Raw genomic sequence first — 20,117 nt, 5'->3', positions numbered from 1 at the left:
GCGACTGATCCCCGCCCGCGACGGCCCCCACTAGGCTGCCGCGGGTGAGGATCGTCGTCCGGCTCGCGGCCGCTGCAGCCGCCATCGCGCTCGGCGTCGGCGCGTGGACGCCGTACGACGCTGCCGCTGCCGAGCCCGTCGACCTCGGCGGCCAGCCGGTCGACGGCAGCACGAACCCGGCCTCTCCGACCGTGGTCGAGGCCGGTCTGTGGACCTCGTCGCTGGGCCCGCAGTCACAGCCGCAGCACTTCACCTACGACCGGCAGATCAAGGACAGCACCGTCCACGTCGGCGTCATCGGCACGCCGGTGACCGGGGGTAGCGACGGGATCCAGATCGACGCGCAGGTGCCGACGCCGGACGACACCGCACCCACCGAGTGCGACAGCGACTACTTCACGACCGACTCGACCGTCCCCCAGGCGCTGGTCGGAGCCGAGGTGATCGTCGGCGGGGAGGACCCCACCGACCCGTGCCGCGGCGCAGGCACCGTCACGATCAGGGTGACCCGCTACGACAGCTCGAGCACGGGCGAGCTCCCCTACGCCCTGAAGATCGTGGAGGAGGCTCCCGTCACCGAGCCGGGCGAGCCGCTGCCGGAGGACGTCGAGCTGACGTACGACGCCCCCGCACCGACGGACGCGGCCTCGACGCCGGAGGGCGCGGTGTCCTTCGACGACGCGCCGGTCGTCGCCCCGCACGACGGGCCGGTCACGATCGCCACCGAGATCACCGAGGGCACCGAGCTGCTCTGGAAGGTGCCGCTCACCTGGGGCGAGCAGCTGGTCGTTCGCGGCGACCTCGCCGGCGGCGTGACCTACGAGGAAGACCCCGAGCTCGCGGACGTCGCCGTCTACCTCCGGATCGTCCAGCCGACGCGTGACGTCTCCGCACTCACGGAGTCGGACCACTACTCCTACAACGTCTTCGGCGAGAAGACCGCCCGGTTCTTCGCGGCGACGTACCCGCTCCGCTACACCAACCGGTACGGCGACCTCCTGCCCGCGCTCCCCGGCGACCACTGGGTCGCGGTCTCGGTCGAGCCGCCTGCCGAGCGGGCGCCGATGGCCGTCTCGGTGGAGCTGACGTTCGCGCTGGAGGAGGTCGACGTCGCGCCGCCGACCTACCAGGACGCGGTCCTCGCCCAGGGCGGCGGCGACGGCCCCGACGGCTACAGCGCAGACACGCCTTACCTCGTCGGCGACGGCGAGTTCGCCGCGGTGGCGTCGGGCAACCCCTTCACGCCCGAGACCGAGGACGACTCGTGGTGGGGGCCACGGCGGTACGCCGGGCTCGGGCTCGGGGTGGTCAGCCTCGCGAGCTGCGCAGCCGGTGCGGTCTGGCTCGCCCGGACCCGACGGGTCAGCCGGTCAGCAGCCAACCGCTGACGAGCAGACCGAGGATCCCGAGGACCAGCAGCAGCACCGGCGCGAGCACGCCGGTGCTCGTCCTCGCCGGCACCGGCTGGTACGCCGTCTCCGCCTGGGTCCGGGCCGGCGGCGGGGGAGGCGGCGGCGGTACGACGACGGCGGTCGGCGGGGAGTGCGGCGCCGTCGTGCGGTCGGGGTCCTCGCCGGTGCGGGCCGGCAGCGGCGGGAACACGTCGGTGATCGCGATCGGGTCGGCGGGGTCCGGCGGCAGCCCGAGGAGGAACCGCAGCGCCGGGTGGGTGCGGAGCTCGGCGGCGGTGGGCCGCGCGGCCGGGTCGTGGGGCGTCGCCGCGACGATCAGGTCCAGGACGGCGTCCCGCCCGCGGTCGCCGGTGCGCAGTGGGGCCGGCTCGAAGGGGACAGGCTCGCGCGGCGGCTTCGTGCCGGTCAGCATCTCGAGCATGACCATGCCGAGCGCGTAGATGTCGGCGCTCGGGTCGGGGTCGGCGCCGAGCTGCTGCTCGGGCGGCATGTAGCCGGGGGTGCCGATCACCATCGCCACGTGGGTCAGTCGCGCCTCGTCGGTCGGCACCGCGATCCCGAAGTCGCCGAGCCGCAGGTGCGGCACGCCGCGCCCGGTCGGCTCGAGCAGCAGGTTGCCCGGCTTGATGTCGCGGTGGACGATGCCGGCCGCGTGCACGGCCTCGAGCGCCTGGAGGGTCTGGTCGACGAGCCGGCCGATCCAGCGCGGCGGGAGGGCGCCGTACTTCCTCATCAGGTTGGTCACCGAGCCCCCCGCGACCAGCGGCATCGTGAACAGCACGCGGTCGTCGACGCCGGCCCACGACTGGGGCGTGACGATGTGGGTGTGGTCGATCCGCAGCGACTGCTCGCGCACGAACCGCAGCAGCATCGCCGCGTCGCTCTGGTGCAGCATCTTCGCGGCCTTGACCTGACCGTCCATCTTGTCGTGGACGCGCCACACCGTGCCCATGCCGCCGGAGGCGATCGGGTCGATCAGCTCGTAGCGACCCGCGAACACCTCACCCATGCGGCGAGGGTAGCCCTGATCAGCCCAGCTTGATGGCCCGGTGCAGCCACACGGAGCTCGGCTCCATGCCGACCTTCTCGTAGAGCGACAGGGCTCCGGTGCGGCTGTCGGTCGACAGCGAGCCGGTCCGGGCCCCGCGCTCGCGACCGGCGGCGAACGCCGCAGCGAGAAGGGCCTGCGCCAGGCCGAGGTTGCGGTGCTCGCGGTTGACGGCGACCCGGGACACGAAGGTCTCCAGTCCCTGGCCGGGGTCGGAGTTCACGGCGAACACGGCCCCGACGACGGCGCCGTCCGGGCCGGCGACGACCTGGACGTTCCACTGCTCGAACCCGGGCCGGCCCCACACCTCGGCGAGAAAGTCCTCGAAGGGCTGCTTCTCGCGCTTCGACCACTCGAGGAACGCGTCCTCGATCGTGTGCCAGACCTGCTCCTGGTCGGCCTCGGTCGCGACCCGGAGCGCGTAGCCGGCCGGCAGCGGCCGCTCCTCGATCGTCCGGCCGGGAGGAAGGCGGAGCACCCAGCTGGTCCAGCGGACGTGGTAGCCGAGCGCCTCCAGGAGCTTGTCACCCGCCGACCCCTCCGGGACCGGCATGCCGATGATGCGCTCGCCGGCGCGGGCCGCGGTGGCGCGCACCCACGCCGCGAGCCAGGTGCCGATGCCACGGCCGCGGAAGTCGGGATGGACGGCGGCGTCGTACCTCTCGTGGCGCAGGTACTCCGCGTCGCCGACGATCCGCCCGTCCGCGTCGAAGACGCCCACGGTGCAGGCCGGGACGTCGTACGACGGCCGCTGCCACTCCGCGACGATGTCCTCCTCGTCGATCTCCACCTGTCCCAGGTCGTGCTGCTGCTGGGCGGCGTAGAGCTCGTACACCGCGTGGGCGTCGGCCATGGTGAGCGGACGGGTGGTGAAGCCGTCGGGTGCCGGGTCGGGGGTGGTGGTCACGATGGTCGAGTGTGACCCTCCACCCGGCGGATGTCCCGTGAATTACGAGGACGGAATTGCGATGGCCCCGGNNCCCTGGGGGGAGCCGGGGCCGTTCGCGCGGGAGCGATCAGCTGTTGCGGATCGCGGAGACGTCGAACTCGAGCTTGATCTTCTCGGAGACGAGGATGCCGCCGGTCTCGAGCGCGGCGTTCCAGGTCAGGCCCCAGTCCTTGCGGTTGACGGTGGTCTCGCCCTCGAAGCCGACCCGCAGGTTGCCGAAGGGGTCCTTGGCCGAGCCGCCCTCCTCGAACTCGATGGTCACGGGGTGCGTGACGTCCTTGATGGTGAGGTCGCCGGCCACGGTCCACTCCTCGCCGTCGCGGCTGACCGCGGTCGAGACGAAGGTCCACGCCGGGTGGTTCTCGACGTCGAAGAAGTCGCCGGACTTCAGGTGGCCGTCGCGGTCGGCGTTGCCGGTGTCGACGCTGGCGGGGTCGATCGTGAGCCGGACCCAGGAGTCCGCCGGGTTCGCGGTGTCGATGTGCGCGGTGCCCTGCCACTCGCCGAACGAGCCGCGGACCTTGGTGACCATCGCGTGGCGGGCGACGAAGCCGAGCCGGCTGTGGGCCGTGTCGATGGTGTAGTCGCCGCTGATGTCCGTCAGTGCGGGGGTGAAGGTCTCGGTCATGGTGTCCTCCTGGGGTGCCGGGCGATCGCCGCCCGATTGGTTGAAGTCTCAACCACCCTCAGCAAAGCGGACTACGGTCCTATTCCATTGACCCCAGTGTGACCTGGATCACATCCGCCCGAACAGCGATCCCCCGGGTCAGGCGGCGTCGGGCGTGCGCACCGAGCCGACCCGGGCCTCGATCCACACCGCCTGGACATGGGTGCGCCCCTCCTCGTCGGCCACCGGGACCCACCGCATCTCTAGTGCGGGTCGAACGGACCCCTGTGCGTCGTTCATGGGACACCTCCTGTTCACCTTGTGTTCACCAAGATAACAGTCCCCCACCTGAGGGGGCCAAGAGGCGCAGATTCGCGCCCGTCGCCCCACCCGGCGGCGAACAGCACTCCAGGAGCAGGTCGGCTGCTCCCTACGCAAGCCGACGGCTACTCCGTCGTCGTCACCGTCGCCGGTGGGCGTGCCAGCGAGGCGGCCAACCGGGCATCCAGCTCGGCGTCGAGGGAGCTGCGGCGCAGCTGCTCGAACAGGTCGCGAGGGTGTGCATTCGTCCTCGGGGACAGGAAGTAGCCCCGGTCGGCCGAGACGAGCCGGTCGAGCAGCCGGTGCACGGCATCCCGATCAGAACCGAGCCCTCGGGGCTGGTAGGCGTGGAACTCGGCCCGGGGTGTGACCAGGAGCCCGATCTCCTCGAGTGCGGCGACGTCGTCGGCGACGTGGGTCTCGTAGAGCTCCATCAACCGCCGGTCGCGTTCCTCGTCGTCGATCGACGGCGTCTCCAGGACGCCGTTCACGGCATCCTGCAGCTGTTGTCGCTTGCCGGCGAGCTTCGCCCGGCGATTGGCCATCGGTGAGGCCCACTTCCGCAGGAACTCCTCACTCGACCAGCAGTCGTAGTGGAGGACGTTCCAGTCCGGGGACCGCTCTGCCTCGACCCGCTCGCCGGCGCGGGTCCAGGCGTCGTGGATGCCCACCCGGAGGTCCAGGGTGGGCCGCACCCCCACCTTGCCCCGGAGGTGGCCGTGGAAGTACTCGCGGAGGTGGGGACTCGCGATCGCGCCGCGACGAGTCAGCCGGGCCAGCTCGTCCGGCGTCGCCGTGCGCTTGAACCTGTCGACCGGTCCGTCCCAGTGGGCCCGGCTGACGGACTCCAGTACCGACAGCCGGGCCGCCGGTGCGTCGCTGGACAGGAGCCCGTCACGGTCGATGTCGAGCGACTCGTCCCCGTCGATGTGGAAGAGCCACCGCACACTGTCGAACGGGCTCAGCAGGTAGCTCACCGCGTTGGCATTGGCCATCTGGCGGGTGTTCAGGTTCTCCGGCCGGCGGCCGTGCCAGTAGTTCTTGCCGGTGCGGACGACCGTCACTTCCTCGAGACCCTCGAGGTAGTCCCGAACCTCCGGGGCGGGCGCGTCCAGGAAGATGAACATGTGGTCCGCCCCGGCTGCGAGGTTGCGGGCCACGAACTGCCGGACGTTGGCGAGGGAGTCCCACAGGGTCGTCACCGTGCAGATCCGCCGGTCGTCCGGCTCCCGAGAACTTCCCTCGGTCATGACTCGTCCGGAGTGCCTGGAGCGAGGATCCGGATCATGCGGTCACCCTACGTGGGTGGTTTCGCCGAGCCGGAAAGCGACGCCGCCGGGGCATCGACCGCGGTGTTGAGACACCTTTGTGCCCGATTTCGGGCAGGAAGTTGGCAAACGCGCCGGATGCGCGGATCATCGAGCTGTGCCTGCTGATCCCCGACTCGTCCGTCACGTCGTCGCGAGCACCGGTCTCCCGGTCGGCGACGCGGAGCGGGTCGTGGAGGACGTGCTGGCGTTCCACCACGAGCCGGTCGAGGCGTTCGTACGACGCCGGCACGGGGAGCTCAAGCTCCGCGGCGCCAAGAACGCCGACATCTTCACCACCCTGCGCGACGAGCTGGCCGATCGCCTGGTCGCCGCGCCCGACCTCTCCGAGCGCCAGCTGCGCCGGATGATCTACGGATAGGACACGCCATGTGCGGCATCGTCGGATACCTCGGCACCCACCAGGCAGCGCCGCTGCTGCTGGAGGGACTCGGCCGGCTCGAGCACCGCGGCTACGACTCGGCGGGCGTCGCCGTGCTGGGCCCGTCCGGGATCAAGGTCGCGAAGCGCGCCGGACGGGTGCGGGACCTGAGCGAGGGCCTGCCGAAGCGGTTCGCCGGCAAGGCCGGTATCGGTCACACCCGCTGGGCGACGCACGGCCCGGCGAACGACGTGAACGCGCATCCCCACACCGACGGCAAGGACCGGGTCGCGGTCGTGCACAACGGGATCATCGACAACGCCGCGGCGCTCCGGGAGGAGCTGCACGAGGCGGGCATCAGCCTGGTCTCCGACACCGACACCGAGGTCCTCGCGCACCTGGTCGCCGGCTCCGACGCCGACACCCTCGAGCGCAAGGTCGCCGAGGCGCTCGGCCGCATCGAGGGGACGTACGGCATCGCCGTCATGCACGTGGACTTCCCCGACCGGATCGTCGTCGCCCGCAACGGCAGCCCGCTCATCATCGGCGTCGGCGACAAGGAGATGCACGTCGCGTCCGACCTGGCCGCGCTGGTGCGCTACACGACGACGGTCGCCCACCTCGACGACGGCGAGATGGCCACGATCACGGCGAGCGGCTTCACGACGTACCGCCTCGAGGCCACCGGCCTGGCCGCGACGAACCGGCGCGCCAAGACGCTCGACGTCGACCCCGACGCCTACGACGCCGGCGAGCACGAGTCGTTCATGCACAAGGAGATCCTCGAGCAGCCGGCCGCGGCCGAGCGGGTGATGCGCGGTCGCCTCAACGACCGGTTCGCGACCGGCCACCTCGGCGGTCTCAACCTCGACGCCCGGGAGCTGCGGGCGATCCGCCGGGTCAAGGTCCTCGGCTGCGGCTCCGCCTACTACGTCGGCGAGATGGGCGCGACGCTGATCGAGGAGCTGGCCCGGATCCCCGCCTCCGCGGAGGCGGCGTCGGAGTTCCGGTACCGCAACCCGATCATCGAGCCGGACACGCTCTACGTCGCGGTCAGCCAGTCCGGCGAGACCATCGACACCCTGCTCGCCGTCCAGGAGATCCGACGCAAGGGCGGCCGGGTGATCGGCCTGGTCAACGTGGTCGGCTCCGCGATCGCTCGCGAGGTCGACGGCGGCATCTACCTGCACGCCGGGCCGGAGGTAGCGGTCGCGTCGACGAAGGCGCTGACCAACATGTTCCTCGGCTTCGCGATGCTCGCCCTCCAGCTCGGCCGCGTCCGCGACCTGTCGATCGCCGACGGCCGGCGGCTGATCGCCGGGCTCAACGCGCTCCCCGGCAAGATCGAGCAGGTCCTCGCGACCGAGGAGCGGCTCGAGGCGATCGCCGAGCGGCTCGCCGCGGCCGAGAGCCTGTTCTTCGTCGGCCGGGTCCGCGGCTTCCCCGTCGCACGCGAGGGCGCTCAGAAGTTCAAGGAGATCAGCTACCGCCACGCGGAGGCCTACCAGACCTCCGAGCTCAAGCACGGGCCGCTCGCCCTGATCAGCCCGGCGGTTCCGACCGTCGCGATCGTCCCCGACGACGAGCTGGTCGAGCGCAACGTCGCGGCCCTGCACGAGATCGCGGCCCGGGGCGGCCCGCTCGTCGTCGTCACCCACGACGACGTCGAGCTGCAGGGCCTGGACGCCGAGCGCGTCGTCGTACCCCGGACCGAGCGCGAGCTCGACCCGATCCTGCTGACCATCCCGCTCCAGCTGCTGGCGTACCACGCGGCCAAGCACCTCGGTCACGACATCGACAAGCCACGCAACCTCGCCAAGTCGGTGACCGTCGAGTAGGTGACCCACCCCACCGCGACGAGGAATGCGACGGATGTCGCCGAGGCCACTACCGTTGTCGGGTGAGTGATGTAGCACAAGACGGTTCCCTCGCAGACGAGGCCCCCGGTTTCGGCGACCTCGGCCTCGGCCCGAAGGTGCTGAAGGCGCTGTCCGACGTCGGCTACGAGTCGCCGTCGGCGATCCAGGCGCAGACCATCCCGCACCTGCTCGAGGGCCGCGACGTCATGGGTCTGGCCCAGACCGGCACCGGCAAGACGGCGGCGTTCGCCCTGCCGATCCTCGACCGGCTCGACCTCTCCCAGAAGTCGCCGCAGGCGCTGGTGCTGGCCCCGACCCGCGAGCTCGCGCTCCAGGTGTGCGAGGCGTTCGAGAAGTACGCCTCCACCACCAAGGGCGTCCACGTGCTGCCCGTCTACGGCGGCCAGGGGTACGGCGTCCAGCTGTCCGCGCTCCGCCGCGGCGTGCACATCGTCGTCGGCACCCCGGGCCGGATCATGGACCACCTCGACAAGGGCACGCTCGACCTCAGCCAGCTGCGGTTCCTCGTGCTCGACGAGGCCGACGAGATGCTCAACATGGGCTTCGCCGAGGACGTCGAGACGATCCTCGCCGACACCCCCGACACCAAGCAGGTCGCGCTGTTCTCGGCCACGATGCCCAAGCAGATCCGCTCGCTGTCGCAGAAGTACCTCAAGGACCCGGTCTCGATCTCGATCGAGCGGAAGACGCGCACCGCGGAGAACATCGCGCAGCGCTACCTGATCTGCAGCTACCCCCAGAAGGTCGACGCCCTCACGCGCATCCTCGAGGTCGAGAACTTCGAGGGGATGATCGTCTTCGTCCGCACGAAGAACGAGACCGAGACCCTCGCCGAGAAGCTGCGCGCCCGCGGCTTCGGCGCAGCCGCCATCAACGGTGACGTCGCGCAGGCGGTCCGCGAGCGGACCGTCAACCAGCTCAAGGACGGCAAGCTCGACATCCTCGTCGCGACCGACGTCGCCGCCCGCGGCCTCGACGTCGAGCGGATCACCCATGTCGTCAACTACGACATCCCGACCGACACCGAGTCCTACGTCCACCGGATCGGCCGCACCGGCCGCGCCGGTCGCAGCGGCGACGCGATCTCGTTCGTCACCCCGCGCGAGCGCTACCTGCTCAAGCACATCGAGAAGGCGACCCGGCAGCCGCTCACCCAGATGCAGCTCCCGAGCGTCGAGGACGTCAACGCCACCCGGCTGGCGCGCTTCGACGACCGGATCACCGCCGCGCTCGAGTCGCCGCAGATCGGGTTCTTCCGCGAGGTCGTCGGTCACTACGTCAAGAACAACGACGTCCCCGAAGCCGACGTCGCCGCCGCGCTCGCCATCGTGCTTCACGGCGACAGTCCCCTCGTGCTGGAGGAGGCGCCGCAGCGCCCGAAGCGGGAGTACGACGACCGTCGTGACCGCGACTCCGGCCGACCGGAGCGTGGCCCGCGCCAGCGCAGCGACAAGCCGATGGCGTCGTACAAGATCGCGGTCGGCAAGCGGCATCGCGTCGAGCCGCGCCAGATCGTCGGCGCGCTGGCCAACGAGGGCGGCCTCGGCCGCAACGACTTCGGCCGCATCACGATCCGTCCGGACCACTCCATCGTCGAGCTGCCGGCGAAGCTGCCCGGCCCGGTGTGGGAGAAGCTCAAGGAGACCCGGATCAGCGGCAAGCTGATCGAGCTCCAGCGCGACTACGGCCCGCCGAACAAGGGCTCCCGCAGGCCGCGCGACTGAACCCTCAGCCCTCGGTCGGCCGTCCTTGGTGGACGTCCACCTGCAGCAGGCGGGCAGCGAGGTCGACCAGCGGGCCGAGCAGGACGATGACCGCGATGGTGCCGGCGCCGATCGTCGCGCCGAGCAGCCAGCCGACCAGTGCGCCGCCGCCCTGGACCGCGCTGTAGCTCCACCGGAACGGCACCGGCGGGTCCCAGGCGAGGCCGGCGCCCTCGGCCGGGCCGGCGCCGGTCTGGCTGCCGAGGTACGTCGCGATCCCGATCGCGAGCACCGGGAACGCCAGCACCAGCAGGCCGATCCGGCCGGCCCAGCCGTCCGGGGTGCTCAACAGCGCGAGCCCCAGGGACACCGTGCCGCCGACGAGCGCGACCTGCACGACGGTGCCGACGCCCGGATAGACCTTGCGCGCCGCCGCGAGCGCGACGAACGCCACGCCCACGGCGAGGTTGGCGAGCCAGAACGGCAGGTCGAGCGCGACCGAGATCCCGTAGACGAGCGTGGAGTAGCCGTCGGACCCGAGGTCGGCGGTGAGCAGGAGCGCGACGCCGATGCCGAGGACCACGCAGCCCCCGAGCAGGAGGGCGAACCGACCGAGCGAGGGCACCGGTTCACCCTAAGGGAGGAGGTGGAGCGGACATTTGTGGGTCACAATGCTCCGATGGGGGGATCGAGGTTCGTCGTGGCTGCCGCGTTTTTCGCGGTCGCCCTGGCCGGGTGCGCGGCGCCGGAGCCGGCTCCGGCGGAGTCGGACGCAGCGGCGACGACAGGGCCGACCGGGCCGACCGGGCCGACAGGGCCGACAGGGCCTACAGGGGCGTCGCCGACAGGTCCCACGACCGGCGCGGAGGAACCTCCGGGCCGCAAGCAGCGCACCTCCCGCGGTGACGGGGGCGCCCGCTTCGACGTACCGGACGCGGTGATCCTCCAGCAGCTCCGACTCGCGGCCGAGCGGATCGCGCAGAACTACACCGCGCCTCCCACCCAGGTCCCTGCGGACGTCGACCCCGGCACCAACCGCGCGCTCGGCTACCGGCTGATGCTCGACTTCGGCTTCGCCGAGGACCAGTGGCGGTTCCTGGACGCGCTGTGGCACCGCGAGTCGGGCTGGAACCACCTGGCGGAGAACCCCAGCTCGGGCGCCTACGGCATTCCGCAGTCGCTGCCCGCCCACAAGATGGCGGTCGTCGGGCCGGACTGGCGCAGCAACCCCGAGACGCAGATCCGGTGGGGCCTCGCCTACATCTCCGCCCGTTACGGCACTCCGGAGCGAGCCTGGCAGCACAGCGAACGGGTCGGCTGGTACTGAGGCGCCGGGGTCAGGCCGGCAGCGCCAGCCCGTTGTCGGCCGCCGCGAGCTCGCGGTCGCAGGCCGCAGCGGCCACCAGTCCGCCGGCTGCTGCGGTGAGGACCGACGCCATCGGCATGGGCATCCCCGGGAGCTGCGCGATGTCGCCCGCCGCGAAGATGCCGGGCCGGCTGGTGCGTCCGAAGGCGTCGACGAGGATCGCGCCCATCGGCGACCGGTCGAGGTCCAGCCGCTCCACGAACGCGGCCGCCTGGTGCCAGGCCGGCCCGACAAAGAGGCCGCCGAGGTCGACCGCAGGGCCTGCGGCGAGCTCGACGGTGACGCCGAGCGGACCCCGGCGGACCTCCGTGACCTGCTCGGTGCGGACCTCGACCCCCATCCGCTTCAGGGCGTCGGCGGTCGCGTCGTCGAGCTCCGCGCCGTCGGTGAGGGCGACGGTGGAGCTGGCGATCCGCTCCAGCATGGCCGCACGGAGGGGCACGCTGGCGTCCGCGCCGAGGATGCCGACGGGGGCGCCGGCGAACTCGTGCCCGTGGCAGTACGGGCAGTGCGCCACCACGTCGCCCCAGAGGGCGCCGAGCCCTGGAGTGGCGGGCAGGGTGTCGGCCACCCCGGTCGCGAGCAGCACCCGCCGCGCCGCCACGGTGCCGCCGTCCGCGGTGTGCACGGTGAAGGCACCGGTCTCGCCCGTGATCGCCACGACCTCCAGGTCGCGCAGCTCGACGGTCGGGTACCGCTCGAGGTCGGCCCGTGCCGCTGCCCGCAGCGCCGCCGGCGGCGTGCCGTCGTGGCCGAGGAAGTTGTGCATCTCCGTGGCCGGGTCGTTGCGGTAGCGGTCGGTGCCGAGCACCACCACCGGCCGCCGCATCCGGCCCAGGGTGAGCGCCGCCTGCAGCCCGGCCGAGCCGGCGCCGACCACGGCGACGTCGTATGAGGTCGTCATCTCATTCTCCTTCTGTCGAAGTACTTGTGCTGGTCAGCAGCCTGTGACTTCATGTCGACATGAAGTCAAGTCGTACAGATGTCCGGTGGTCGGTAGGTGAGCTGGCGGAGCGGTTCGACCTGCCGCCCCACGTGCTGCGGCACTGGGAGTCGATGGGTCTGCTGGCGCCCGAGCGGGACTCGGGCGGCCGGCGCCGCTACCGCGAGGACGACGCCTACCGGGTGGCGGCCATCGTCTCCAGCAAGGCGGCCGGGATGAGCCTGGAGCAGATCCGCTCCCTGCTCGACGCGGGCGCGGAAGGCCGGCACAAGATCCTGACCGACCACCTCGCCGACCTGCAGGCGCGGATGGCCGAGATGGAGCGGTCGCGGCGCCTCACCGAGCACGCGCTCGGCTGCCGCGCGCACGACATCGCGGCCTGCCCGAACTTCCGCTCGCACGTCGCCGACCTGGTCGCGGGCACGCGACGGGGGTTCCTGCCGGGGCGGCACCGTGAGCACCACGCCCCTGGCCATGGAGGGCATCCGTCTGCTTGAGTGACCTGCGTCACATTGGTACGGCCCGTACCCGGGCCGCCTTTTTCATGGGGAAGGTCATCCATGCCTGCACTCGCTCGCTCCCGGTTCGCGCGGCACCCCTTCCGGTTGCTCCTCGCCTCCGTCCTCCCGGTCCTCGCCGCCCTCGTCCCGCTCGGCGTTCAGGCGCCGGCGCAGGCGGCAGGACCGTCGTACGTCGCCCTCGGCGACTCCTACGCCTCCGGGGTCGGCACCCGCAGCTACATCAGCGACGGCACCAGCTGCCAGCGGTCGACGTACGCCTATCCCTACCTGGTGGCCCAGCAGAAGGGGTACACGCTCAACTTCAAGGCATGCTCGGGCGCGACCACGTCGACGGTCACCAACAGCCAGCTGAGCGCGGTCGTGTCGACCACGAAGTACGTCACGCTCTCGGTCGGCGGCAACGACGCCGGCTTCTCCAGCGTGATCACCGAGTGCGCCCAGCCCGGCTGGATGTCGAACTGCGACGGGGCCATCAACAACGCCCAGTCCTTCATCAACAACACGCTGCCGGGCCGGCTCTCGACGCTGTACGCATCGATCGACTCGCGGGCGCCGAGCGCGGTCGTGGTCGTCACCGGCTACCCGCGGCTCTTCATGGGCGAGGACTGCAACGCCGGCACCTGGTTCTCCCCCTCGGAGCAGACCCGGCTCAACCAGACGGCCGACCTGCTGAACCAGAAGCTGTCCGCCGCGGCCGCGGCGCGAGGCTTCAAGTTCGCCAACCCGACCAGCCGGTTCATCGGCCACGCGGTGTGCGACGACGTCGAGTGGGTCAACGGCCTGTCGAACCCGACCAGCGAGAGCTACCACCCCAACCGGCTCGGCCAGTCCTCCGGCTACACGCCGATGGTCGCTCCGCTGCTGGTCGGCGCGGCCTGACCCTGAGCGGACGCGTCGGCAGCGGCTGGTAGAACCGTCGCATGCGACGGATCTCGGTGGCGCTGCTGTCCTGCGTGTTGGTGCTCGGTGCGTGCACCGGCGACTCCGACGGGGCGGACGACGCGGGTGCCTCGCAGGCGCTGACCCGGCTCGCGGACGGGCTGGTCGACCCGACCGGCAAGGGCCTGGCCGGCGTGTCGTTCGGCGGGGACGCCAAGGCTGCTGCCGAGAGGTACGCCGAGATCGTCGCCGGCATGGACGGCATCGAGCCGACCGTCGAGGCGGGCGAGGTCGAGGCGGACGGGGACCGCGCCACCGGGACGCTCGCGTGGTCGTGGCCGGTGGTGGAGTCGGACGAGCCGTGGGCCTACGAGACGACGGTCGACCTCGAGCGCGCCGGCGACGACTGGCAGGTGGTGTGGGCGCCGACCGTCGTGGAGCCGAGCCTCGCGAAGGACGAGGTCCTCGACGCGACCACCCTGCCCGCGACCCGCGGCGACATCCGCGGGGCCGAGGGTCAGGTGCTGGTGACGGAGCGGCCGGTGGTCCGGATCGGCATCGACCGGGTCCGCGTCGACGGCGCGGAAGCGGCCGCGGCGGCGCGCGAGCTCGCGGGACTGCTCGGGATCGACGTGGCGCCGTACGTCCGCGCCGTCCGTGAGGCCGGGGACCGTGCCTTCGTCGAGGCGATCGTCTATCGCAAGGGCGAGGTGCCCCCCGAGATCGAGGCCGGACTCGACCCGATCGCGGGCTCCCTGGCGCTGGCCGACGAGATCGCACTGGCGCCGACGAAGGAGTTCGCCGCTCCGATCCTCGGCCGGGTCGGGCCCGTCACCGCCGAGATGATCGAGGAGGACCCGGACCGCTACCGGGTCGGCGACATCGCCGGCATCAGCGGTCTGCAGGCGAGGTACGACGAGCAGCTCGGCGGCACTCCCGGACGGCGGGTCGAGGCCGTGTCGGAGACCGACGCCGGGCCGGCGCGCGACCTCTACACCAGCTACGACGTGGACGGCGAGGCGCTCGAGCTCACCCTCGACCGGGCATTGCAGAGCACTGCCGAGTCGCTGCTGGCGGACGTCGGCCCGGCCAGCGCAATCGTGGCGCTCCGGCCGAGCGACGGCGCGATCCTCGCGGCCGCCAACGGGCCCGGCAACGGCGGGCAGAACTTCGCGACCTACGGCCAGTTCCCGCCGGGCTCGACGTTCAAGATCATCAGCAGCCTCGCGCTGCTGCGCGCCGGCCTCACCCCCGACAGCACGGTCAGCTGCCCGCCCACGCTCACCGTGGACGGCAAGGAGTTCGGCAACTACAGCGACTACCCGAGCTCGGCGACCGGCGAGATCCCGCTGCGTACGGCGGTCGCCCAGTCCTGCAACACCGCCTTCATCGGCGCGCGCGACGAGCTCGGCGAGGACGACCTCGCCGCGGCGGCCGCGAGCCTCGGCCTCGGTGTCGACCACGACCTCGGGTTCCCGGCCTACTTCGGCAGCGTCGAGCCGCCCGCCAGCGAGACCGAGGCAGCGGCGAACCTGATCGGCCAGGGGACCGTGCTCGCCTCGCCGATGACGATGGCCGCGGTCATCGCCTCGGTGCAGCAGGGGGAGCTCGTCGTACCCCGCCTGGTGGAGCAGGTCGAGGTCTCCGACCACGACCACACGCCGCTGACCGGGAAGGAGGCCGCGCAGCTCCGGGAGATGCTGCGGGGCGTGGTCACCGGCGGCAGCGGCAGCCAGCTGGCGGACGTCCCGGGCGAGCCCGTGCTCGCCAAGACCGGCACCGCGGAGTTCGTCGGCGCCGGGGGTGGTCTGGAGACCCACGCCTGGATGGTCGCCGCGCAGGGGGACCTCGCCGTCGCGGTGTTCGTCGAGGTGGGGGAGTCCGGCTCGCGCACCGCCGGGCCGGTCCTGGAGGCGTTCCTCCGCGCCGCCGGCTGAGCCGCCCGAGCAACTGTCGGGGGAATTGGTCGAGCCCCTGGTTGCATGGGGTCAACGCAGGGGCTCGGTCGCTCTTCGGTGCTCCCTCCGAAACGACGCGTTCACGATAACGCGCGGACGGCCGGCTGGGGCAAGGAATCGCAGAAGATTTTGATCGAGCAGCGGCCACCGGGAGACGAAGTTTCGGCTCCGGTGCCACAGTGGCCTCATGAGCCACGATCCGCTGCACATCGACCGTCGTCAGCTGTTCATCGGTGGCGCGTGGCGCCCCGCGTCCGGCGACGGTCGCTTCGACGTCATCGATCCCGCCGACGGGTCGGTGCTGACCGACGTCGCGGACGCCACCGTCGACGACGCACGCGCGGCGCTCGACGCCGCGGTGGAGGCCCAGCCGGACTGGGCCGCGACCGCACCGCGGGAGCGGGCCGAGATCCTGCGCCGGGCGTTCGACCTGGTCACCGCCCGGGCCGACGACCTCGCCGAGCTGATGAGCCTGGAGATGGGCAAGACGGTCGCCGAGGCCCGGGGCGAGGTGACGTACGGCGGCGAGTTCCTGCGCTGGTTCTCGGAGGAGGCCGTGCGGATCCACGGCCGGTGGATGCAGGCACCTGCCGGTGGGTCGCGGCTGCTGACCCTGAAGAAGCCGGTCGGCCCCTGCTTCTTCGTGACGCCGTGGAACTTCCCGCTGGCCATGGGGACCCGCAAGATCGGGCCGGCCGTCGCGGCCGGCTGCACGATGGTCGTCAAGCCGGCCGGCCAGACGCCGCTGACCATGCTGCTGCTCGCCGACCTGATGACCGAGGCAGGCCTGCCGCCGGGAGTCCTCAACGTCGTGACGACCCGCCGCTCCGGCGAGGTCAGCGAGGCGCTGATGGCCGACCCGCGGCTGCGGAAGGTGAGCTTCACCGGCTCGACCGGCGTCGGCAAGGTGCTCGTGAAGCAGTCGGCCGACCAGCTCCAACGGGTGAGCATGGAGCTCGGCGGCAACGCGCCGTTCCTCGTCTTCGCCGACGCCGACGTCGACGCGGCCGTCGACGGCGCGATGATCGCGAAGATGCGCAACATGGGCGAGGCGTGCACGGCGGCCAACCGCTTCCTCGTGGAGGAGCCGGTCGCCGACGAATTCGCGAAGAAGCTGGCCGAGCGAATGGGCGCGCTGAAGCTCGGCCGCGGCCAGGACGACGGCGTCGACGTCGGCCCGCTCATCGACGAGAAGGCCGTCGAGAGCGTCACCGCGCTGGTCGACCAGGCCGTCTCGGCGGGCGCCCGGGTCGTCACCGGCGGCAGCGCGCCGGACGGGCCGGGGTTCTTCTACCCGCCGACCGTGCTGGCCGACGTGCCGCCGGACGCCGACGTCAACCGGGAGGAGATCTTCGGCCCGGTCGCACCGATCACGACGTTCACGTCCGAGGAGGAGGCGGTCGAGCGGGCGAACGAGACGGAGTACGGCCTGACGGCGTACGTCTTCACCCGCGACCTGGGGCGCACCATCCGGCTGGCCGAGTCCCTGCAGTTCGGCATGGTCGGCGTCAACAGCGGCCTGGTCTCCAACCCCGCCGCGCCGTTCGGCGGCGTCAAGGCCAGCGGGTTCGGGCGCGAGGGCGGGTTCGAGGGCATCGAGGAGTACCTCGACACGACCTACGTCGCGCTCCCGGCGGGCTGACGCCGGTGCGGGTCCACGGGCCGGTCAAGGACAAGTACCGGGACTTCGCGAGCTACGCCGCGGAGGACTCCCCGTGCTTCGAGGAGTGGGCGAACGGTGTCGCCGAGGACCCGGCGGTCCACCGCTGGCTGGCCACGCTTCCCGACGCGAAGCAGCAGCCCAACCTGGTGTTCGCGGCTGCCCGGTGGCACGGAGTGACCGCGCCCGCGCCGTACGCCGCCCTCCGGAACGCGCTCCTCGCCGACGACGGCTCGATCCGCGCGACGATCCTGGCCCGTGCCACACAGACCAACGAAGCCGGCCGGATGGCGACCCTCGCGCCCGCGCTCACCCTCGCAGCGGAGGGCAGACCGGTGGCCCTGCTCGAGGCGGGCGCCAGTGCGGGGCTGTGCCTCTACCCGGACCGCTGGGGCTACCGCTGGCTGACCGCCGACGGCGAGCGGAGGACCGGGCCGGCCGAGCCGGTGCTGACGTGCGCGGTGAGCGGGCCGGTGCCGCTACCGGATGCCCCGCCGACGGTCCGCTGGCGCGGAGGGATCGACCTCAACCCGCTCGACGTCACCTCCGACGACGACGTGGCGTGGCTGCTCACGCTGGTCTGGCCGGAGCACGACGACCGCCGCGCCCAGCTCGCCACCGCCATCGAGGTCGCGCGCGCCGACCCGCCGGACCTGCGCCGCGGCGACCTGCTGGCGGCCCTGCCCGACCTGGTCGACGAGGCGGGGGCCGCGGTCGGTCCGGACGGCGTGGTCGTGGTCTTCCACTCCGCCGTGATCGCCTACCTCGAGGACCCCGACCGGCGCCGGTTCACCGCGATGATGAGCGACCTGGTCGCGGCCGGCCGGTGCCGGTGGGTCAGCAACGAGGGACGGCACGTCCTCCCCGAGGTGAGCGGGACCGGCCCGGAGCCGCCGTTCGGCCAGTTCGTGCTCGGCCTGGACGGTCGCTCGGTCGGGCACACGCACGGCCACGGCCGCACGCTGCACTGGTGGGACTGAGAGCCCTCAGCTCTCCGCGGGCTCGTCGGTCGCACCCACGACGACCGGCTGCGACTCCACCGCGTTGTCGACCGACTTGTGGATCAGCGACTGGAGGTCGATCCCGGTCGCGGTCTTCAGCATCTGCAGAGTCTGGGTGACGTTGTCGACCACCTGCTTCGGCATCGCCCCGGCGCCGTCGGTCGAGAGCACGGTGAGGTTGTCGATCGCGCTGATCGGCGCGGCCACCTCCCGGGCGATGTTCGGCAGCACCTCGATCAGCATCTGGAGCACGGCGGCGTCGTTGTAGTGCGCGAACGCCTCGGCGCGCTTGTCCATCGCCTCGGCCTCGGCGTGGCCGACCGCGAGGGTCGCCGACGCCTGGGCGTCACCCTCGGCCTTGGTCGCCTCGGCCTCCGCGACGCGGCGGGCCTTCTCGGCCTCACCGCGCTTGGCGCCCTCGATCGCCTCGGCCTCCGCGAGCGCGGCGCGCCTGGCCTTCTCGGCCTCACCGGAGAGCCGGGTCTCCTCGGCGTGCGCCTCGGCGGCGGCAATGGTGGCGGCCTTGCGCGCCTCGGCCGCCGCGATCTCGGCGGACCGGCGGGCCTCCGCCTCCTGCTCGACGCGGTAGCGCTCCGCGTCCGCAGGCTTGCGGACCTGGGTCTCCAGCTGGCGCTCGGTCAGCGCCGCCTGGCGTACGGCGACCTTCTCCTGCTCGGCGAAGATCGCCTGGTCGCGCTCGGCCTGCGCCAGCGGGCCGGCCGCCGCTGCCTGGGCGGACGCGGCGTCGGTCTCGGCCTTGATCTCGGCCTGCTTCAGCGCGAGCTGCCGCTGGGCGATGGCGATCTCCTGCTCGGCCGCGATCCGGGCCTGCTCGGCGGCCTGGCGGGCGTTGGCCTCGGCGATCGAGGCGGCCTGCTGGATCCGCGCCGCCTCGGGCCGGCCGAGGTCGGCGAGGTAGGTGCCGTCGTCGGTGACGTCCTGGATCTGGAACGCGTCGAGGATCAGGCCCTGACCGGTCAGCGAGCTCTCGGACTCGTCGGCCACCCGCTGCGCGAACGCCGCGCGGTCGCGGATGATCTGCTCGACGGTCAGGCCGCCGACGATCGAGCGCAGCGCGCCCGCCAGCACCTCCTGGGTGAAGGTCTCGATGTCGGCCTGCTGGCTGAGGAACCGCTGTGCGCCGAGCCGGATCTGGTCGGCGTTGCCGCCGACCTTGACGATCGCGACGCCGTCGAGGTTGAGCTTGATGCCCTGGCCGGACACGGCGCCGCGGATCTGCACCGAGATCCGGCGGCTCGACAGGTCCATCGTGGCGAGCTTCTGGATGAACGGGATCACGAAGACGCCGCCGCCGAGCACGACCTTCTGGCCCGACAGGTCCGTCGTCAGCTGCCCGGTCTCGGGGTTGATCACCGCCTTGCCCTTGCGGCCGGTGACGATGAACGCCTGGTTGGGACCCGCGACCTTGTAGCGGCTGGTGACGAGCAGCACCAGCAGCACGAGGAGTACGACGACGCCGATGATCGGCCCGAGGACGGAGAGGGACATCGATGGGTTCCTTCGTTCGGTTTCTAGGACTCGGGCTTCCAGACCGGGGCCACGGTGACCGCGGTGGGGGACAGGACGCCGGTGATGCTGACCTCGGCGCCCGCCTCGATCGCGAGCAGGGCGCTCGCGTTGCACTGCATGACGTGGCCGCCGACGCTGACGCGCACGACGCCGTAGCTGTCGCCGCCGGGGATCGGGGTGAGCACCCGCCCGACCTGGCCGACGGCGTCGCCGATCGACACCGTGCCGTCGCTGGGGCCGTCCTTGACCAGCTTGGTGAGCCACCAGGCGAACCAGCCCACCACCACGCCGCTCCCCGCCCCGATCGCGAGCGTGGGCAGCACCGGGAGACCGGCCCCCTCGGCTGCGGCAGCACCGAAGCCGAACGCGGAGACGAAGCCGCCGATGACCGCGGTGGAGAACACGTCGCCCTCGAGTGCGTTGAACGCGCCCCCGAACGCGGCTTCGAGGTGGTCGCCGACGAGCAGCGTCAGCAGGACGAGTGCCAGGCCGACGAAGCCGAGCACGAGGAAGAGGGTCACAGGCTCTCCGGGAAGCGGGGTGGGAGAACGGATCGTATCCGGCCCGGCCCCCGCCCAACGGTCGTTTGCTCCAGCCGGCTCCCCGGCCGTGGTCAGGGAGCTGCTCGGAGGACTTGACCTCAAGTTAAC

Annotated in this window: 19 protein-coding genes; 10 read left to right on the top strand and 9 right to left on the bottom strand. The window is 72.0% G+C overall.

The annotated features are described in order from the left end of the window. Positions 1 to 44 precede the first annotated feature (44 nt). Positions 45 to 1,388, top strand: a complete 1,344-nt coding sequence (locus F0U47_RS11205) for a hypothetical protein (protein ID WP_149750454.1) — start codon at positions 45 to 47, stop codon at positions 1,386 to 1,388. Here F0U47_RS11205 and F0U47_RS21605 read toward each other — a convergent pair. The 5 genes from F0U47_RS21605 to F0U47_RS11185 all read right to left on the bottom strand — a co-directional run bounded on the left by F0U47_RS21605 (position 1,363) and on the right by F0U47_RS11185 (position 5,587). Then, positions 1,363 to 2,421: a serine/threonine-protein kinase gene (locus F0U47_RS21605; protein ID WP_223162724.1), complete on the bottom strand. Its 1,059-nt coding sequence runs from the start codon at positions 2,419 to 2,421 to the stop codon at positions 1,363 to 1,365. The two genes, F0U47_RS11205 and F0U47_RS21605, sit on opposite strands and share 26 nt — an antisense overlap. Positions 2,422 to 2,440: 19 nt before the next feature. Next, complete coding sequence (locus F0U47_RS11195) at positions 2,441 to 3,367, bottom strand: GNAT family N-acetyltransferase (RefSeq protein ID WP_246159564.1); 927 nt, start codon at positions 3,365 to 3,367, stop codon at positions 2,441 to 2,443. 109 nt (positions 3,368 to 3,476) lie between these two features. Continuing rightward, complete coding sequence (locus F0U47_RS11190; RefSeq protein ID WP_149750453.1) at positions 3,477 to 4,037, bottom strand: YceI family protein; 561 nt, start codon at positions 4,035 to 4,037, stop codon at positions 3,477 to 3,479. Positions 4,038 to 4,175: 138 nt separating this feature from the next. Then, positions 4,176 to 4,316, bottom strand: a complete 141-nt coding sequence (locus tag F0U47_RS21145) for a hypothetical protein (protein WP_188111281.1) — start codon at positions 4,314 to 4,316, stop codon at positions 4,176 to 4,178. Positions 4,317 to 4,462: 146 nt separating this feature from the next. After that, the gene (locus F0U47_RS11185) at positions 4,463 to 5,587 is read right to left on the bottom strand and encodes a glycosyltransferase family 2 protein (RefSeq protein WP_149750452.1); all 1,125 of its coding nucleotides are present in this window, start codon (positions 5,585 to 5,587) and stop codon (positions 4,463 to 4,465) included. A 175-nt stretch (positions 5,588 to 5,762) separates the two neighbouring features. Between F0U47_RS11185 and F0U47_RS11180 the strand changes: the two genes are divergently transcribed. The 3 genes from F0U47_RS11180 to F0U47_RS11170 all read left to right on the top strand — a co-directional run bounded on the left by F0U47_RS11180 (position 5,763) and on the right by F0U47_RS11170 (position 9,630). Further along, positions 5,763 to 6,026, top strand: a complete 264-nt coding sequence (locus F0U47_RS11180) for a hypothetical protein (protein ID WP_149750451.1) — start codon at positions 5,763 to 5,765, stop codon at positions 6,024 to 6,026. A gap of 8 nt (positions 6,027 to 6,034) precedes the next feature. Next, on the top strand, positions 6,035 to 7,864 hold the full coding sequence (gene glmS / locus F0U47_RS11175) for a glutamine--fructose-6-phosphate transaminase (isomerizing) (RefSeq protein ID WP_149750450.1): 1,830 nt from the start codon (positions 6,035 to 6,037) through the stop codon (positions 7,862 to 7,864). 62 nt (positions 7,865 to 7,926) lie between these two features. Continuing rightward, positions 7,927 to 9,630: a DEAD/DEAH box helicase gene (locus F0U47_RS11170; RefSeq protein WP_149750449.1), complete on the top strand. Its 1,704-nt coding sequence runs from the start codon at positions 7,927 to 7,929 to the stop codon at positions 9,628 to 9,630. Positions 9,631 to 9,634: 4 nt separating this feature from the next. On the opposite strand, the gene F0U47_RS11165 is transcribed toward F0U47_RS11170, so the two are convergent. Beyond that, positions 9,635 to 10,234 carry a YczE/YyaS/YitT family protein gene (locus F0U47_RS11165; protein ID WP_149750448.1) on the bottom strand — a complete coding sequence of 200 codons (600 nt, stop codon included), beginning with the start codon at positions 10,232 to 10,234 and terminating at the stop codon, positions 9,635 to 9,637. Positions 10,235 to 10,288: 54 nt separating this feature from the next. Between F0U47_RS11165 and F0U47_RS21600 the strand changes: the two genes are divergently transcribed. After that, on the top strand, positions 10,289 to 10,936 hold the full coding sequence (locus F0U47_RS21600) for an aggregation-promoting factor C-terminal-like domain-containing protein (protein ID WP_223162723.1): 648 nt from the start codon (positions 10,289 to 10,291) through the stop codon (positions 10,934 to 10,936). Between the two features lie 10 nt (positions 10,937 to 10,946). Here the strand turns inward: F0U47_RS21600 and F0U47_RS11150 are convergent, their stop codons facing one another. After that, positions 10,947 to 11,879, bottom strand: coding sequence for an NAD(P)/FAD-dependent oxidoreductase (locus tag F0U47_RS11150; RefSeq protein WP_149750447.1), 933 nt, complete (start codon positions 11,877 to 11,879; stop codon positions 10,947 to 10,949). Positions 11,880 to 11,938: 59 nt separating this feature from the next. Here F0U47_RS11150 and F0U47_RS11145 point away from each other — a divergent pair, with 59 nt between their 5' ends. The 5 genes from F0U47_RS11145 to F0U47_RS11125 all read left to right on the top strand — a co-directional run bounded on the left by F0U47_RS11145 (position 11,939) and on the right by F0U47_RS11125 (position 17,916). Continuing rightward, positions 11,939 to 12,415 carry a helix-turn-helix domain-containing protein gene (locus tag F0U47_RS11145; protein WP_149750446.1) on the top strand — a complete coding sequence of 159 codons (477 nt, stop codon included), beginning with the start codon at positions 11,939 to 11,941 and terminating at the stop codon, positions 12,413 to 12,415. 63 nt (positions 12,416 to 12,478) lie between these two features. Further along, positions 12,479 to 13,318: an SGNH/GDSL hydrolase family protein gene (locus tag F0U47_RS11140; protein ID WP_149750445.1), complete on the top strand. Its 840-nt coding sequence runs from the start codon at positions 12,479 to 12,481 to the stop codon at positions 13,316 to 13,318. Positions 13,319 to 13,359: 41 nt separating this feature from the next. Next, positions 13,360 to 15,255, top strand: coding sequence for a penicillin-binding transpeptidase domain-containing protein (locus tag F0U47_RS11135; protein ID WP_149750444.1), 1,896 nt, complete (start codon positions 13,360 to 13,362; stop codon positions 15,253 to 15,255). A 208-nt stretch (positions 15,256 to 15,463) separates the two neighbouring features. Continuing rightward, positions 15,464 to 16,918 carry an NAD-dependent succinate-semialdehyde dehydrogenase gene (locus tag F0U47_RS11130; protein WP_149750443.1) on the top strand — a complete coding sequence of 485 codons (1,455 nt, stop codon included), beginning with the start codon at positions 15,464 to 15,466 and terminating at the stop codon, positions 16,916 to 16,918. A gap of 5 nt (positions 16,919 to 16,923) precedes the next feature. Next, entirely contained in the window at positions 16,924 to 17,916 is a 993-nt protein-coding gene (locus tag F0U47_RS11125; protein ID WP_149750442.1) for a DUF2332 domain-containing protein, read from the top strand. 6 nt (positions 17,917 to 17,922) lie between these two features. On the opposite strand, the gene F0U47_RS22020 is transcribed toward F0U47_RS11125, so the two are convergent. Together F0U47_RS22020 and F0U47_RS11115 are read right to left on the bottom strand one after the other, a co-directional pair. Next, positions 17,923 to 19,446 (bottom strand): flotillin family protein, encoded by a 1,524-nt coding sequence (locus F0U47_RS22020; protein ID WP_149750441.1) that lies wholly within the window; start codon positions 19,444 to 19,446, stop codon positions 17,923 to 17,925. 23 nt (positions 19,447 to 19,469) lie between these two features. Beyond that, on the bottom strand, positions 19,470 to 19,988 hold the full coding sequence (locus F0U47_RS11115) for an NfeD C-terminal domain-containing protein (protein WP_149750440.1): 519 nt from the start codon (positions 19,986 to 19,988) through the stop codon (positions 19,470 to 19,472). Positions 19,989 to 20,117: the final 129 nt, after the last annotated feature.

Origin of the sequence: Nocardioides antri (genome assembly GCF_008373765.1) — a bacterium.
Taxonomy (GTDB): Bacteria; Actinomycetota; Actinomycetes; order Propionibacteriales; family Nocardioidaceae; genus Nocardioides; species Nocardioides antri.
This window is presented reverse-complemented; position numbering and strand designations above follow the sequence as displayed.

What these genes read in the sequence shown, in the direction of transcription:
- F0U47_RS21605 (WP_223162724.1), bottom strand. Translation starts at nt 2,421, where the DNA reads ATGGGTGAGGTGTTCGCGGGTCGCTACGAGCTGATCGACCCGATCGCC.
- F0U47_RS11190 (WP_149750453.1), bottom strand. Translation starts at nt 4,037, where the DNA reads ATGACCGAGACCTTCACCCCCGCACTGACGGACATCAGCGGCGACTAC.
- F0U47_RS21145 (WP_188111281.1), bottom strand. Translation starts at nt 4,316, where the DNA reads ATGAACGACGCACAGGGGTCCGTTCGACCCGCACTAGAGATGCGGTGG.
- F0U47_RS11185 (WP_149750452.1), bottom strand. Translation starts at nt 5,587, where the DNA reads ATGACCGAGGGAAGTTCTCGGGAGCCGGACGACCGGCGGATCTGCACG.
- glmS (WP_149750450.1), top strand. Translation starts at nt 6,035, where the DNA reads ATGTGCGGCATCGTCGGATACCTCGGCACCCACCAGGCAGCGCCGCTG.
- F0U47_RS21600 (WP_223162723.1), top strand. Translation starts at nt 10,289, where the DNA reads ATGGGGGGATCGAGGTTCGTCGTGGCTGCCGCGTTTTTCGCGGTCGCC.
- F0U47_RS11150 (WP_149750447.1), bottom strand. Translation starts at nt 11,879, where the DNA reads ATGACGACCTCATACGACGTCGCCGTGGTCGGCGCCGGCTCGGCCGGG.
- F0U47_RS11145 (WP_149750446.1), top strand. Translation starts at nt 11,939, where the DNA reads ATGAAGTCAAGTCGTACAGATGTCCGGTGGTCGGTAGGTGAGCTGGCG.
- F0U47_RS11140 (WP_149750445.1), top strand. Translation starts at nt 12,479, where the DNA reads ATGCCTGCACTCGCTCGCTCCCGGTTCGCGCGGCACCCCTTCCGGTTG.
- F0U47_RS11135 (WP_149750444.1), top strand. Translation starts at nt 13,360, where the DNA reads ATGCGACGGATCTCGGTGGCGCTGCTGTCCTGCGTGTTGGTGCTCGGT.
- F0U47_RS11130 (WP_149750443.1), top strand. Translation starts at nt 15,464, where the DNA reads ATGAGCCACGATCCGCTGCACATCGACCGTCGTCAGCTGTTCATCGGT.
- F0U47_RS22020 (WP_149750441.1), bottom strand. Translation starts at nt 19,446, where the DNA reads ATGTCCCTCTCCGTCCTCGGGCCGATCATCGGCGTCGTCGTACTCCTC.